Annotated in this window: 17 protein-coding genes; 9 read left to right on the forward strand and 8 right to left on the reverse strand. The window is 67.1% G+C overall.

Annotated features, from left to right (window positions below; translation table 11 throughout):
• Nucleotides 1-13: 13 nt before the first annotated feature.
• Nucleotides 14-1696, reverse strand: coding sequence for a sensor domain-containing diguanylate cyclase (locus BM365_RS09525; protein WP_158253522.1), 1683 nt, complete (start codon nucleotides 1694-1696; stop codon nucleotides 14-16).
• Nucleotides 1697-1957: 261 nt separating this feature from the next.
• On the opposite strand from BM365_RS09525, the gene BM365_RS09530 reads away from it, so the two are divergent.
• From BM365_RS09530 to BM365_RS09540, 3 genes are read left to right on the forward strand one after another with little or no spacing between them, the layout of a single operon-like run.
• Nucleotides 1958-2905 (forward strand): DegV family protein, encoded by a 948-nt coding sequence (locus BM365_RS09530; protein WP_093488624.1) that lies wholly within the window; start codon nucleotides 1958-1960, stop codon nucleotides 2903-2905.
• Nucleotides 2906-2960: 55 nt separating this feature from the next.
• Complete coding sequence (locus tag BM365_RS09535) at nucleotides 2961-3305, forward strand: hypothetical protein (RefSeq protein WP_093488626.1); 345 nt, start codon at nucleotides 2961-2963, stop codon at nucleotides 3303-3305.
• Nucleotides 3302-3991, forward strand: coding sequence for a Dph6-related ATP pyrophosphatase (locus tag BM365_RS09540; RefSeq protein ID WP_093488628.1), 690 nt, complete (start codon nucleotides 3302-3304; stop codon nucleotides 3989-3991). The genes BM365_RS09535 and BM365_RS09540 overlap by 4 nt, the downstream gene beginning before the upstream one ends.
• 59 nt (nucleotides 3992-4050) lie before the next feature.
• On the opposite strand, the gene fghA is transcribed toward BM365_RS09540, so the two are convergent.
• From fghA to BM365_RS09560, 4 genes are all read right to left on the reverse strand, one after another.
• The gene (gene fghA, locus BM365_RS09545) at nucleotides 4051-4881 is read right to left on the reverse strand and encodes an S-formylglutathione hydrolase (RefSeq protein ID WP_093488630.1); all 831 of its coding nucleotides are present in this window, start codon (nucleotides 4879-4881) and stop codon (nucleotides 4051-4053) included.
• 2 nt (nucleotides 4882-4883) lie between these two features.
• Nucleotides 4884-5234, reverse strand: a complete 351-nt coding sequence (locus BM365_RS09550; protein ID WP_093488632.1) for a hypothetical protein — start codon at nucleotides 5232-5234, stop codon at nucleotides 4884-4886.
• A 66-nt stretch (nucleotides 5235-5300) separates the two neighbouring features.
• Nucleotides 5301-6410, reverse strand: a complete 1110-nt coding sequence (locus BM365_RS09555) for an S-(hydroxymethyl)glutathione dehydrogenase/class III alcohol dehydrogenase (RefSeq protein ID WP_093488634.1) — start codon at nucleotides 6408-6410, stop codon at nucleotides 5301-5303.
• Nucleotides 6411-6465: 55 nt separating this feature from the next.
• Complete coding sequence (locus BM365_RS09560) at nucleotides 6466-6741, reverse strand: metal/formaldehyde-sensitive transcriptional repressor (protein WP_093489630.1); 276 nt, start codon at nucleotides 6739-6741, stop codon at nucleotides 6466-6468.
• A gap of 125 nt (nucleotides 6742-6866) precedes the next feature.
• On the opposite strand from BM365_RS09560, the gene BM365_RS09565 reads away from it, so the two are divergent.
• Genes BM365_RS09565 through arsN2 form a run of 5 tightly spaced genes read left to right on the forward strand, consistent with a single transcriptional unit; the run spans nucleotide 6867 to nucleotide 9184 of the window.
• The gene (locus BM365_RS09565; RefSeq protein ID WP_093488636.1) at nucleotides 6867-7205 is read left to right on the forward strand and encodes an ArsR/SmtB family transcription factor; all 339 of its coding nucleotides are present in this window, start codon (nucleotides 6867-6869) and stop codon (nucleotides 7203-7205) included.
• The gene (locus tag BM365_RS09570) at nucleotides 7202-7690 is read left to right on the forward strand and encodes an ArsI/CadI family heavy metal resistance metalloenzyme (protein WP_093488638.1); all 489 of its coding nucleotides are present in this window, start codon (nucleotides 7202-7204) and stop codon (nucleotides 7688-7690) included. Before BM365_RS09565 ends, BM365_RS09570 begins: the two co-directional genes overlap by 4 nt.
• A gap of 2 nt (nucleotides 7691-7692) precedes the next feature.
• Nucleotides 7693-8082 carry an arsenate reductase ArsC gene (locus BM365_RS09575; RefSeq protein ID WP_175502060.1) on the forward strand — a complete coding sequence of 130 codons (390 nt, stop codon included), beginning with the start codon at nucleotides 7693-7695 and terminating at the stop codon, nucleotides 8080-8082.
• Entirely contained in the window at nucleotides 8082-8756 is a 675-nt protein-coding gene (locus BM365_RS09580; protein ID WP_093488640.1) for an aquaporin, read from the forward strand. Before BM365_RS09575 ends, BM365_RS09580 begins: the two co-directional genes overlap by 1 nt.
• Nucleotides 8753-9184, forward strand: a complete 432-nt coding sequence (gene arsN2 / locus BM365_RS09585; protein WP_093488642.1) for an arsenic resistance N-acetyltransferase ArsN2 — start codon at nucleotides 8753-8755, stop codon at nucleotides 9182-9184. Before BM365_RS09580 ends, arsN2 begins: the two co-directional genes overlap by 4 nt.
• 25 nt (nucleotides 9185-9209) lie before the next feature.
• Here the strand turns inward: arsN2 and BM365_RS09590 are convergent, their stop codons facing one another.
• Nucleotides 9210-10541: an amidohydrolase family protein gene (locus BM365_RS09590; protein ID WP_175502061.1), complete on the reverse strand. Its 1332-nt coding sequence runs from the start codon at nucleotides 10539-10541 to the stop codon at nucleotides 9210-9212.
• 56 nt (nucleotides 10542-10597) lie between these two features.
• Complete coding sequence (locus BM365_RS09595) at nucleotides 10598-11962, reverse strand: glutamate--cysteine ligase (RefSeq protein WP_093488646.1); 1365 nt, start codon at nucleotides 11960-11962, stop codon at nucleotides 10598-10600.
• A 182-nt stretch (nucleotides 11963-12144) separates the two neighbouring features.
• Here BM365_RS09595 and BM365_RS09600 point away from each other — a divergent pair, with 182 nt between their 5' ends.
• Nucleotides 12145-12861 (forward strand): VIT1/CCC1 transporter family protein, encoded by a 717-nt coding sequence (locus tag BM365_RS09600; protein ID WP_093488648.1) that lies wholly within the window; start codon nucleotides 12145-12147, stop codon nucleotides 12859-12861.
• 3 nt (nucleotides 12862-12864) lie between these two features.
• Here BM365_RS09600 and yihA read toward each other — a convergent pair whose 3' ends face one another.
• A complete protein-coding gene (gene yihA / locus BM365_RS09605; RefSeq protein WP_093488650.1) occupies nucleotides 12865-13464 on the reverse strand; it encodes a ribosome biogenesis GTP-binding protein YihA/YsxC in 600 nt (199 codons plus the stop codon).
• Nucleotides 13465-13535: the final 71 nt, after the last annotated feature.

Below are 13535 nucleotides of genomic sequence, written 5' to 3' on the forward strand. Positions count from 1 at the left end.
CTGACGCGACGAGTCAGTCGACGGAGGCGCCTTCGGGCGCCTTCGCTTTTCCGGCTTCGTGGCAGGGCGCATCCTCAGCCACCACACGGTCGCCGCCAGCTCGCTTGGCCACGTACATGGCCTGGTCCGCGCGGGCGATCAGCGACGCCACCGAATCCCCATCGCGCGCCTGCGCCGCGCCGATACTCGCGGTCAATCCGACCGCCACGCCCTCGACCCGCGCGCAGTCGCGACGGATGCGCGCGGCCACCTGCTCGGCGATGCGCACGGCCGCCGCCAGTTCGACGCCGGAAAGCACCAGCACGAACTCTTCGCCACCCAGGCGGCCAAGCTGGTCGCCGTACTGGAACTGCTCGCTCACCGCGCGCGTTACCGCGCGAAGGCAGGCATCGCCGAGCGCGTGGCCATGACGGTCGTTGATCTGCTTGAAGTGGTCGAGGTCGATGAACAGTAGCGAGGCGGGAATGCGTTCCCTTTCGCGCTCGATCAGCGCCCAGTCGAGCCGATGCTCGATGCCGCCGCGATTGAGTACGCCGGTCAGGCCGTCGCGCTCGGCGTGCTGCTTCGCGCTGTCGCGCTCGCGGCGGAACGTCAGCATGCGGTCGGCGAGGCCCAGCGCGAGCACCACCGCCGTGAGGGCGAGCACCCAGGGCAATCCGTACTCCAGCCACGGTTCCGCTCGCTCGCCCCCGCTGAAACGGAGCGCGCGCCACATGGTGAACACGAGCATGGGCACCCAGGCGATCAGCACATAGGCTGCGTGCTTCTGGCCGCGCATCCACGCGACCACCAGGGTGACCAGTGCGATGGCATTGGTCAGCAGGAACACCGCATTGGCCACGTCCGGGAACCACGCCTTGTCGGCGGGCCAGGGCAGCACCAGCAACACCAGCGTGGCGGTACAGCCATAGACACCAACGACGCGCATCAGCAGGCTCAACCTGGGCGCGACCCGCCGAAGGCTGGCGTAGTCCTGCCACAGATAGACCAGCAGGATGGTCGCGAGCGTGCCCGACGCCCAGATACCCTGGGCGCCGAAGCGGGCCAGCGCATCGAGCCCGGGCCACGCATACGCTTCACCGTACGAACACAATGCGTAGAGGAGCTGAAACAGCATCGCGCCCGCATACAGCAGATACACGCGTTCGCGCAGCATCGCCCAGAACAGCAACACCGCCAGGGATACACCCAGCACCGCGCCGATCGCAGGCATCACCAGACGCAGGTGGCGCAGGTCGGCAGCGGCGTAACGCGGCCGCGACTCGACCGTGACATGCAGTGGATAGCGCGCGCCTTCCACGCGCACATAGACGGGGCCATCGCCAGCCAGCGGGAACACCAGCGCGCGCCGCGTGTACTGCGGATCCAGATCGTGGCGGAATACATCCTGGGTGCGCGGGACGCCGTCCGGCGAGTCGAGCACGGTCACGCGCGCGGTGTACGGGTGGTAGACCACCAGCAACGGTTCGGCCACGCCCGGCCGCGGCTGAACGCGCCACTGCCCGTTGCCGATCACGCGCACGCCGTCGTCGTCGCCTTCGAAGCGACGTTCCGAGAAGAGCCCGGCACGCTGTCCGGCCTGCTGCTCCAGCGCCAGAGGCTGGATTCGGTCGATCCGCGCGATGTTTTCCCCAACCGCGGCGGATGCGGGCAGCAGGGCCAGAAGCAGTAGTAGCGACCACCACCCCTGTTTCATGTTGCCCCTTGCTTTCCGGCGGAGTGTCGGACCCGCCCGCGCGCCGGGCAAGCCCAGCCGGGACGTTAATGTGACGATCATCACATTAATTTCGCGATTTATTAAGCATCAGCGACGGGACCTGCGGCGCGTTCCGACTGTGGCGCAAGTCGTGGAAAGGTGATTTATTTCACACTTCACGCGTTTACGCGGCGACGGCCTGCCGGTTGTCCGCTAGCGTGGCGGGCCGAGGGAGATGCGACGGATGCCGGGAGGGGCAAAATGCGCATAGGGATAGTCGTGGATTCAGCGTGCGACCTGCCGCTGGAGTACCTGCAGCAACACAACATCGTCATCCTGCCGATCACGGTGCGGATCGGCGAAGCCGTACTCGCCGATCATCGCGACGAACAGGCGACGCTGAGCTTCCTGCACGCGCATGTCGCCGAGCGCGGCCACGAGGCCGAGACCACGCCGTTCACGGTCAACCAGATCCGGGACCTGTTCCTGGGCCAGCTGGTGATCGATTACGACCACGTGTTCTGCATGACGATCACGAAGACGCGTTCGCCGATCCACGACAACGCGATGCAGGCCAGCTTTGCCATCCTCAACGACTACAAGCCAGTGAGGCAGGCGGCGGGCCACAACTCCCCGTTCGCCCTGCGGGTGATCGACACGCAGAACCTGTTCGCGGCGCAAGGCATCACGGCGGTGGAAGCCGTGCGCATGCGCGAGGCCGGCGCCAACGTGCAGCAGATCCGCGTGCGCCTGGAGGAACTAGCGCAGAACACGCACGGCTACATGATCCCGCGCGACCTCTACTACCTGCGCAACCGCGCCCGCACCAAGGGGGATCGCAGCGTGGGTCTGTTGAGCGCGGCGCTGGGCAGCGCGCTGGACATCAAACCGGTGCTTTACGGCCACGCGGGCAATACGGAGCCGGTGGCCAAGATCAAGGGCTTCGACAATGCGGTCGAGCAGATGTTCAAGTTCACCGGCAACCGCGTCATGGCCGGCCTGATGACGCCCACCGTGTGCCTGAGCTACGGCGGCGAACTGTCGGAACTGCGCGCCCTGCCGGGCTACCAGCGCCTGCGGGACATCTGCGAGAACAACAAGGTTGAGGTATTCGAAAGTGTCATGAGCCTCACCGGGATGGTGAACGTGGGCAAGGGCGCCGTCGTGGCCGCCTTCGCCGCACCGCCCGCGCCGTTCAAGGCGACATAACGACGGCCTAACGCGGCGGGGCTACGCTATGCCCTTGGCTTGAACCGGGGGCGCCATGGCGGTCCGCTACTACATCAGTCTGCCCACTCCCGCCCGCGCACGCGGCGGGGATCCGGCGTTCAGTTTCGATGCGCACGGCGCGGAGGAATTCGCCGCGCAACTGCAGCATGCGCTGCGTACCAGCAGTCTGTTCGAGCGCTGGCGCGCACGCCAGGACGATCCCGATGAGGTCGATCCGGGCCTCGGCGTGGTCGATCCCGATGCCACGGTCGCCGGCCAGCAGGACGACCTCAGCATCCTCTTGGTGGCCCGCTCTTCCATTCCCGGCCATGTCCTGAAGCACCGCCTGCGCCTGCTTGCGGGCGGCGCCTGGGAACTGCGCGACGTCGCCGCGGCTTGAGCCGCCGTACGCCCGTCCTGCTGGCCTGGAGCGGCGGCAAGGACGCCGCTTGGACGCTGCATGTGTTGCGGCAACGCGATGATGTCGATGTCGTCGCCTTGCTGACGACGGTCACGCGCGAGTACGAACGCGTATCGATGCAGGGCATCCGCCGCAGCGTGCTGCATGCGCAGGCGCGCGCGACCGGCCTGCCGCTGTTGGAAGCGATGATTCCCGCGCAGTGCTCGAACACCGACTACGAGCGCGCCATGGCCGATGCCATCGCCCAGGCGCAGGGTCGTTGGCACGGGCTGCGCACGATGGCGTTCGGCGATCTGTTCCTCGAGGACATCCGCGCCTACCGCGTGGAGAACCTGGCCCGCGTGGGCTGGGACGTCGTCACGCCGCTGTTCGGTCGCGACACGGCATTGCTGGCGCGAGAGATGATCGACGGCGGACTGCGTGCGCAGTTGTGCTGTGTCGATACGCAGCAGTTGGATGCCGGCTTCGCAGGTCGCGACTTCGCTCGTAGCTTGCTCGCCGCGCTGCCTGCCCACGTCGATGCCTGCGGCGAGAACGGCGAGTTCCACACCTGCGTGTCGGCAGGACCGATGTTCGATGCGCCCCTCGCGCTCACGCAGGGCGACACCGAGCTGCGCGATGGTCGCTTCGCCTTCACCGACTACGCGCTAGCCGCGGCTACGTAGGGTAGGCCTCGGCCCACCATCGCACATACGAGCGGATCATCGGCGGGCTGAAGCCCGCCCTACGCCTTCAAGGCCGCAGCATGGTGCGCGATGTGGTCGCCGATGAAGCTGGCGATGAAGTAGTAGCTGTGGTCGTAGCCGGGCTGCAACCGCAGCGTCAGCGGGTGGCCGGCCTCGGCGGCCGCCGCTTGCAGCAATTCGGGCTTCAGCTGACTCTGCAGGAATTCATCCGCGTCGCCCTGGTCGACGAGCAACGGCAGCTTCTCCTGCGCGCGCCTGACCAGTTCGACCGTGTCGTAGGCCTTCCAGGCCTCGCGGTCATCGCCCAGGTAGGCGGTGAACGCCTTCTGTCCCCACGGCACCTGCGAAGGCGCGACGATCGGCGAGAACGCCGAGACGCTGCGGTAGCGTCCGGGATTCTTCAGCGCGAGGGTCAGCGCACCATGCCCGCCCATGGAATGCCCGCTGATGCCACGTGCTTCGGTCACCTGAAAGTTCGCTTCGATCAACGCCGGCAGTTCGTCGACGATGTAGTCGTACATGCGGTAGTGCGCCGACCACGGTGCCTGCGTGGCATTGACGTAGAAGCCGGCGCCCTTGCCCAGGTCGTAGCCGTCGGCATCGGCCACGTCGTCGCCACGTGGGCTGGTGTCGGGTGCGACGAGGATCACGCCATGCTCGGCGGCATAGCGCTGCGCACCCGCTTTGGTGATGAAATTCTGTTCCGTGCAGGTCAGGCCGGACAGCCAGTACAGCAGGGGCAGCTTGCGCGTCTCCGCTTGCGGTGGCAGGTAGACCGCGAACCGCATCGTGCAGCCGAGGGTGCTTGAGGCGTGTTCGTAGACGTCCTGCGAGCCGCCGAAGCAGGCGCGATGTTCGATGCGCTTCATGTTCATGCCCCCTTTCCAGCGCGGTGCGCCTCCAGCTCCTGCAGCACGGTCCGGTCGATCGCATCGATGCCCCGCTGATGGCTCTGGTTCACCCGCTGCGCGGCTTCCGTGCGCTCGAAAAAATCCATCTCTTCGAGTTGGCTCCTCACGCCATCCAGCACCCGTGACTTCACCCTGCCCGCGGTGACCGCGCATGCAGTCCGCGCGTCGGCCAGCGCTGCCTCCGGCGTGCCGGCATGCGCGAAGGCATGTTCGCGCAGGCAGTCGTAATAGGGCCGACCAAGCGCATCGGCAGGCACGCCCGTGCCCGGGGGCGGCGCCGCCCATGCCGATGTAGCCAGCAGGATCCACATGGACGCAAGAGTGACCGCGACGACCCACGGAACGGGACGCGAAATGAGGTGCGACATGGGGGATCCTCAGTAGTGGACGACGCTGCGGATCGACTTGCCTTCATGCATCAGGTCGAAGGCCTCGTTGATGCCGTCCAGCGGCATGGTATGGGTCACGAACGGCGCGAGTTCGATGTCGCCCTTCATCGCGTCCTCGACCATGCCCGGCAGCTGCGAGCGACCCTTCACGCCGCCGAACGCGGTGCCCATCCACTTGCGTCCGGTCACCAGCTGGAACGGACGCGTGCTGATCTCCTGGCCTGCACCGGCCACGCCGATGATCACGCTCTGGCCCCAGCCGCGGTGCGCGCACTCCAGCGCGGCGCGCATGACGTTGACGTTGCCGATGCATTCGAACGAATGGTCCACGCCCCAGCCCGTCATCTCGACGACGACCTGTTGGATCGGCTTGTCGAAGTCCTTTGGGTTGAGGCAATCGGTGGCGCCGAACTGCATCGCCATCTCGAACTTGGAAGGATTGGTGTCGATGGCGATGATGCGGCCGGCCTTGGCCTGACGCGCGCCCTGGATCACCGCCAGGCCGATGCCGCCCAGGCCGAACACCGCGACCGAGTCGCCCGCCTGCACCTTGGCGGTGTTGTGCACCGCGCCGATGCCCGTGGTGACGCCGCAGCCGAGCAGGCACACGTGCTCCGGGTTCGCCTCGGGATTGACCTTGGCCAGCGACACTTCCGCCACGACGGTGTATTCGCTGAAGGTCGAGCAACCCATGTAGTGGTAGATCGGCTGGCCTTCGTAGGAGAAGCGCGAGGTACCGTCCGGCATCACGCCCTTGCCCTGGGTGGCACGCACCGACGTGCACAGGTTGGTCTTGCCGCTCTTGCAGAACAGGCACTCGCCGCATTCGGCGGTGTAGAGCGGGATGACATGGTCGCCCGGCTTCACGCTGGTGACGCCTTCGCCCACCTCGACCACGATGCCCGCGCCTTCATGGCCCAGCACGACGGGGAACAGGCCCTCCGGATCGTCGCCCGACAGCGTGAACGCATCGGTGTGGCAGACACCCGTGTGGGTGATCTTCACCAGCACTTCGCCTTTCCGGGGCGGGGCGACGTCGATCTCGACGATCTTCAGCGGTTCGCCTGCGGCGAAGGCGACGGCGGCACGGGATTTCATGGGACAGCTCCTGCAAGACAAGTGAAAGTGAAACGGGTGGTGCGCGGTGCGCGGGTTATTTCAGATAAGAGCGCACCAAGCCCGCCATCTCGGTGACCCGTGCCTGCCGCTGCGCATCGGACTGCGCGGGTTGGCCGAACTCCTCGCGGATGTGCGCCTCCATGACCTCAGACATCAGGCCGTTGACCGCACCGCGGATCGCCGCGATCTGCTGCAGCACCGGGCCGCAATCGGCGCCGGCTTCCAGCGCGCGTTCCAGCGCTTCGGTCTGGCCGCGGATACGGCGTACGCGAGCGAGGACGCGCTTCTTCTCATGGGCGGAGTGCGGCATGGCGATCAGGCTCATATCCAATACTGGGGTATAGTATCTTGATCGCGAACGCTCTACCAACGCCCGCCGTGACAACGGCAACGCGGAGTGCTTGACGGGATCAATAATTCCTATATTCTGGAATTATGGAAACAAAGACCGCACTGAAGGCCCTGGCTGCACTGGGCCACGAATCCCGCCTCGCCGCGTTCCGCGCCCTCGTCCAAGCCGGACCCGATGGGTTGGCCGTCGGCGAGTTGCGCGAACGCCTGGACTTGCCACCGGCCACGCTGACCGCGCACCTCAACGTGCTGCGCGCCTCCGCGTTGGTCAGCGACCAGCGCGAGGGTCGGGTGATTCGGGTACGGGCCAACTATCTTCAGATGAACGGCCTGATCGGCTATCTGACCGAGAACTGCTGCGGCGGTGTCGCCTCTTGCGCACCCGCATCCTCCTGCATACCCACGAAGAAGGCCGCACCATGAACCGATTCCATGTCCATTTGAACGTCCACGACCTACCCGCCAGCATCCGCTTCTACCGCGCGCTGTTCGCCGCCGAACCCACGGTCGTCAAACCCGACTACGCGAAGTGGATGCTGGAAGACCCCCGGATCAACTTCGCCATCTCGAACACCGGACGTGCGCCAGGCATCGACCATCTCGGCCTGCAGGCCGAGGACGCCGAGGGCCTACGCGCCCTGGGCCACCGCCTCGATGCCGCGGGCGGCAGCGTGGTGCCGGAAGAAGCCACGGTCTGCTGCTACGCCAAGTCGGACAAAGCCTGGACGGAAGATCCGCAGGGAACGCGCTGGGAGACCTTCCATACCTTCGGCGATGCCACCACCTACCACGCGGGCGACGCGGCCTGCGCCACGGATGGTGTCAGTTGCACGCCGGACCCGCATGCGATGCCGACGACGCCCGCACAGGGCACCACGTGCTGCGCACCCCGGTCGGGTTGTTGCTGAGCATGGGTATACCCCGCATCCTCTTCGTCTGCGTAGAGAACTCGAACCGCAGCCAGATGGCCGAAGCCTTCGCGCACCTGCTGGGCGGCGACCGCATTGAAGCTTTCAGTGCCGGCTCGCGCCCCTCCGGCCGCATCAATCCGAAGGCGATCCGTTTCATGGGCGAACTGGGCTACGACTTAGCTACGCACGCTTCGAAGTCGCTGGACGAGGTGGAAGGCGAATTCGATGCGGTGATCACGATGGGCTGCGGCGACAACTGCCCCTGGATCCCGGCGAAGCGGCGTGAAGACTGGGGCCTGCCCGATCCGCGCGACATGGACGACGACGGATACCGCGCGGTGCGCGACGACATCGGGCGCCGCGTGCAGGCGCTGCTGGCGTCGCTGTGATGCAACGTGCATTGCTGGCCGAGGGCCTCGGTACGCTGCTGCTGCTGGCGACGGTGGTCGGCTCCGGCATCATGGGCCAGGCGCTGAGCCCGGATAACCTGGCGGTAGCGTTGCTCGCGAATGCGGCAGCGACGGCAGGTGTGTTGTACGTGCTGGTCACAGTGCTCGGGCCGATCTCCGGCGCGCACTTCAATCCCGCCGTCACGTTGGCCGTGAGGCTGCGCGGCAGCCTCGATACGCGCACCGCCGCCGCCTACGTGCTCGCGCAGTGCGCAGGCGCGCTCGCGGGCGTGATGCTCGCGCATGCGATGTTCGATCTGCCCCTGCTCCAGCCCGGCGTCCGCGCGCGCACCGGCAGCGCGCAATGGCTCAGCGAAGCCGTGGCCACGTTCGGCCTGCTGCTGACGATCCTGCTCGGCCTGCGCCATCGCGCGCAGGCGATTCCGGCCCTGGTGGCGGGCTACATCTTCGCCGCTTACTGGTTCACCGCCAGCACTTCGTTCGCCAATCCCGCGGTGACGCTCGCGCGCGCGCTGACGCAGACGTTCGCCGGCATCCGTCCGCTGGATGCGCCGGCCTTCATCGGTGCCCAGCTGCTCGGTACCGCGCTTGCGCTGCTCGCCGCACGCACGCTGCTCGCGCCCATCGCCAATCCCTCACCGGAACCGCCATGAGCACGATACGCCCCGCCAACAGCGCGGACCTGCCCCGCATTGCCGCTCTGCTCGACGCAGAGGCGCTGCCGACCACGGACCTGGCGACCTCTCCGATCGGGTTCTGGATCGACGAGGACCACGCGGGTTTGGTGGCCGCCATCGGCCTGGAGCAACACGCCGATACCGGTCTGCTGCGATCGCTGGTGGTCGCGCCGGCGCATCGCGGCGCGGGGCACGCACGACGACTTGTCGAAGCCCTCGAAGCCCAGGCGCGCGCACGCGGCATCCGTGACCTGGTGTTGCTGACGCAGACCGCGGCCCCGTTCTTCGCCCGCGCAGGCTATACCGTCATCACGCGAGACAATGCACCGCGCGCCGTCCGGGACAGCGCGGAGTTCCGTGCGCTATGTCCGGCATCGGCCACCTGCATGCACAAGGCGCTCTGAGCACGCACAGCGGAGTGCCGCGCGATCACTTCACCCGCTGGCCGTGCTTGACCACGATGTCGACCCGCTGCAGCAGAGCGACCTGCTTCAGCACGTCGCCTTTCACCGCGATGATGTCGGCGTACTTGCCTTCGGTGATGGTGCCGTAGTCCTTGTCGGCCTTCATCGCCACCGCCGGCCAGTAGGTGGCGGCGCGAATGGCGTCGATCGCCGGCACGCCGAGCTTGTTGACCCATACATCGAGCTCGTTCCACGTGCTGCCGCTGTGGAACTTCATCGGGATGCCGGAATCGGTGCCGATCAGCAGCATCGCCCCGCTCTCGCGCAGCTGCTGGAACTTGCGCTGCAAGGTCGGCCACCGCTGAGGCGTCTGCTGGAAGTAGCTGATGCGCTCGGGATATTCGAGCGACTGCTTGATGTCGTCGATGATCGCGGGCGTCAGACCCACATGCCAGTCGGTGCCGTCGATGAACTCGTGGCTCTTCACCGTATAGGGAAAGTTGTAGAGCCCCTCGATGGTGGGCGTCCAGAACAATGGGCCCGAGGCCATGTTGCCGGTGCGCTCGCGCAACGCGGCGATCACGTCCGGCGGATACTCGGGCGAGGCCGCCAGCCCGGTGTGCTCGAAGCAATCTACGCCGAACTTCAGGCCGCGGCGGATCTCTTCCGGCCGGTGCGCATGCGCGACGACGGGAAGTCCATGCTTGTGGGCTTCATCGACGATGGCGGCGAGCTCGGCATCGCTCATGCCGTCCTGGTCGATCAGCTTGACGACGTCCACGCCCGCCTGCGCGATGCGCTTGATCTTCGCGCGCGCGTCGGCAGGCGAATCCACGCCCCAGCGGAACTGCTCGGTGCCCGGATAGGGCTTCTTCTGGATGAAAGGCCCCGATACGAACAGCGTGGGGCCGGGGATGCGGCCGCTGTTGATGGCATCGCGCACCGCGATGCTGTCTTCCAGCGGGCCACCCAGGTCGCGCGCGCCGGTGACCCCGGCCAGCAGCAGCTGCTTGGCCGACGACGGCATGATCACGTCGCGGAACTGGGCGGGATAGGTCTTGTCCCAATGCTCGTAGTCGGCGTGCCCGTTGATCATCAGGTGCACGTGCATGTCCCACAGGCCGGGCAACACCGTCATGCCCTCGGTGGAGATGACCGTCGCGTCGGCCGGCACCGGCAGCGTCTTCACCGTACCGACGGCGACGATGCGCTGGTTCTCGATCAGGATGACGCTGTCGCGGATCGGATCACTGAGCGTGCCGTCGACCAGCGTGCCACCCACCATCGCCACGCGCTGCGCCTGCGCAAGCGGTGCGAACGCCAGGCAGATCGCGATGCCGCATGCCTTCCATCCCATTGCCGCCCGCATCGGCCTTCCCCTGCATGGAAAGGCCCAGCCTAACCCGGGTCGGGTCAGTACGCGAATTCGCGGAACACGCGATCGATGTCGCCTTGCCAGGGGCCGTTGAACAGCGCGAGCTTGCGCTCGGCCGAGGTCTCGTTGGCCTCGACGATCTCCACCAGCGCATCGAGGAAGCCGGCTTCGTCCACGCCCTTGCTGTTGAGGCGCGCGCGACGCTGCAGCCCGCCGATGGCGATCTTCACCGCCTCGCGGGCCAGGTCGCGGACGGTGCCGTCGCGGAAGGGCAGCTTCAGCGCATGCTTCGGCACGCCGTCGCGCAACGCGTGGCGCTCGGCCAGCGAGAAATCCTTGACCAGGTCCCATGCCGCGTCGAGCGCGGCATCGTCGTACAACAAACCGACCCAGAACGCGGGCAACGCGCAGATGCGGTTCCAGGGACCGCTGTCCGCGCCGCGCATCTCCAGAAACTTCTTCATCCGCACTTCCGGGAAGGCGGTGGTCATGTGGTCCGACCAGTCGCGCAGCGTGGGCAGCGCACCGGGCAGCACATCCAGCTCGCCACGCAGAAACTTGCGGAACGACTTGCCGCTGGCATCGTGGTAGATGCCGTCGCGATAGGAGAAGTACATCGGCACGTCGAGCAGGTAGTCGACGTAGCGCTCGTAACCGAAGCCGTCCTCGAAGACGAAGTCCAGCATGCCGGTGCGGTCGCCGTCGGTGTCGGTCCAGATGTGCGAACGGTAGCTCTGGTAGCCGTTCGGCGTGCCTTCGGTGAACGGCGAGTCGGCGAACAGCGCCGTGGCCACCGGCTGCAGCGCCAGCGACACGCGGAACTTCTTCACCATGTCCGCTTCGCTGGCGTAGTCCAGGTTCACCTGCACCGTGCAGGTGCGCGTCATCATGTCCAGGCCGAGCTGGCCAACCTTGGGCATGTACGACTTCATGATCTGGTAACGGCCCTTCGGCATCCACGGCATCTCGTCGCGGCGCCACTTGGGCTGGAAGCCCATGCCGAGGAAGCCGAGCTGCAGTTCGTCGGCGACCTCCTTCACTTCCTTCAGGTGCGTGCCGACTTCGACGCAGGTTTCGTGGATCGTCTCCAACGCCGCGCCCGACAGCTCGAGCTGGCCCGCCGGCTCCAGGGTGACCGAAGCGCCATCCTTCGACAGCGCGATCACGCGACCCTTCTCTTCAACGGCCTCCCAGCCGAAGCGGGTGAGGCCCTTCAGCAGGGCCTCGATGCCGCGATCGCCATCGAAGGTCGGCGGACGCAGGTCGTCGAGGCGGAAACCGAACTTCTCGTGCTCGGTGCCGATGCGCCAGTCGCTGCGCGGCTTCTCGCCGGACGCGACATAGGCCACCAGCTGCGCGCGGTCGGTGATGGGCGTGTCGGCGACGTGGCTGGGACTGGACAAGGGCGGAACTCGCGAAGGGGGAGACGCAATGTCGGGCCGCAGCCTTCCATTGCAAGGCCGGCACTATAACGTGACCGTGCGCACGCGATCGTCGCCATGGAAACGCCGCAGCGTCCCATCCATGCACGCGAAGCGGGTGCGCCCGCTCGACGCGGGCCGCGGCGCTCGCCTACGCTGCGCGCATGCCCCGCCACGCCCGCACTGCTGTCCCGCGCCATCGCGAACTGCACCGTACCGACCGGGTCGGCTGGCTGCGGGCTGCCGTGCTCGGCGCCAACGACGGCATCGTCTCGGTATCGGGGTTGGTCGTGGGCGTGGCCGCCAGCGGCGCAGCGCCCTCGACGATCCTACTGACCGGCGTGGCCGGACTCGTGGCCGGCGCCATGTCGATGGCGGCCGGCGAGTACGTCTCGGTCCAGTCGCAGGCCGACGCGGAAGCGGCCGATCTTGCCGTCGAGAAACGCGAGCTGCACGAAATGCCCGACGGCGAGCTGGCCGAGCTGACCCAGATCTATGTCGGCCGCGGACTGGAGCCGGCACTTGCGCGGCAGGTGGCGGAACAACTCACGGCGCACGATGCCCTTGCTGCGCACATGCGCGACGAACTGGGGATCACCGACGCCCTGCGCGCCCGGCCCGTGCAGGCGGCGCTGGCATCAGCCGCGGCCTTCACCGTGGGCGCGCTGTTGCCGATCGCCACGACCCTGCTGGCCCCCGCCGACAAGGTGGCCATCGTGACCACCCTCGCCACGGTGGCAGGCCTGCTGGTGTCCGGCGGCCTGGCCGCGCGCGTAGGCGGCGCACCGGTGTTACGCGGTGCGTGGCGGGTAGGTTTCTGGGGCGCGATGGCGATGGCGGCAGCCGCGCTGGTGGGCCGCCTGTTCCACGTCTCGGTGTGACGACTAAAGCCCCAGCCAGCCGCCCACGATCATGCGGGCTTCGTCGACGCCCTGCTTGGATTCGGCCGAGAACGTCTGCACGCTGACGGTGTCGCCGAACGCAGAGAACAGTTCCTTCTTCACCGCCTGCAGCGCATTGCCCTGCTGGCCGCGGCCCAGCTTGTCGGCCTTGGTCAGCAGCGCGTGGGCCGGCAGGCCCCGCTGGACCGCATACCCCAGCATCTGCCGGTCGTAGTCCTTCAGCGGATGGCGGATGTCCATGACGACCACCAGCCCCTTCAGCGCCTCGCGAGTACGGAAATAGCGATCGATGAACGCCTGCCAGTGGGCCTGCAGGTCCTGCGGCACCTTGGCGTAGCCGTAGCCGGGCAGGTCGACCAGGTAGCGTTCGGGCTGGACCTGGAAGAACACCAGCTGCTGCGTGCGGCCAGGGGTCTTGGAGACCCGCGCCAACCGGTTGTGGTTGACCAGCGCATTGAGGGCACTGGACTTGCCGGCATTGGAACGGCCGGCGAAGGCCACTTCGAAGCCGCCATCCTCCGGCAACTGGCGCGGGGTGTGGGCGGAGAGCAGGTAAGTGGCGGAATTCAGGGGGTTCGACATGGCGATAGGATCGCACGGCGACGGTCCGGATACCGTTTGAATTGACCGCGAGCGGCCGCCGCGACGATAAT

The sequence above is a fragment of the Pseudoxanthomonas sp. YR558 genome, assembly GCF_900116385.1.
In the GTDB taxonomy this organism is placed as follows: domain Bacteria; phylum Pseudomonadota; class Gammaproteobacteria; order Xanthomonadales; family Xanthomonadaceae; genus Pseudoxanthomonas_A.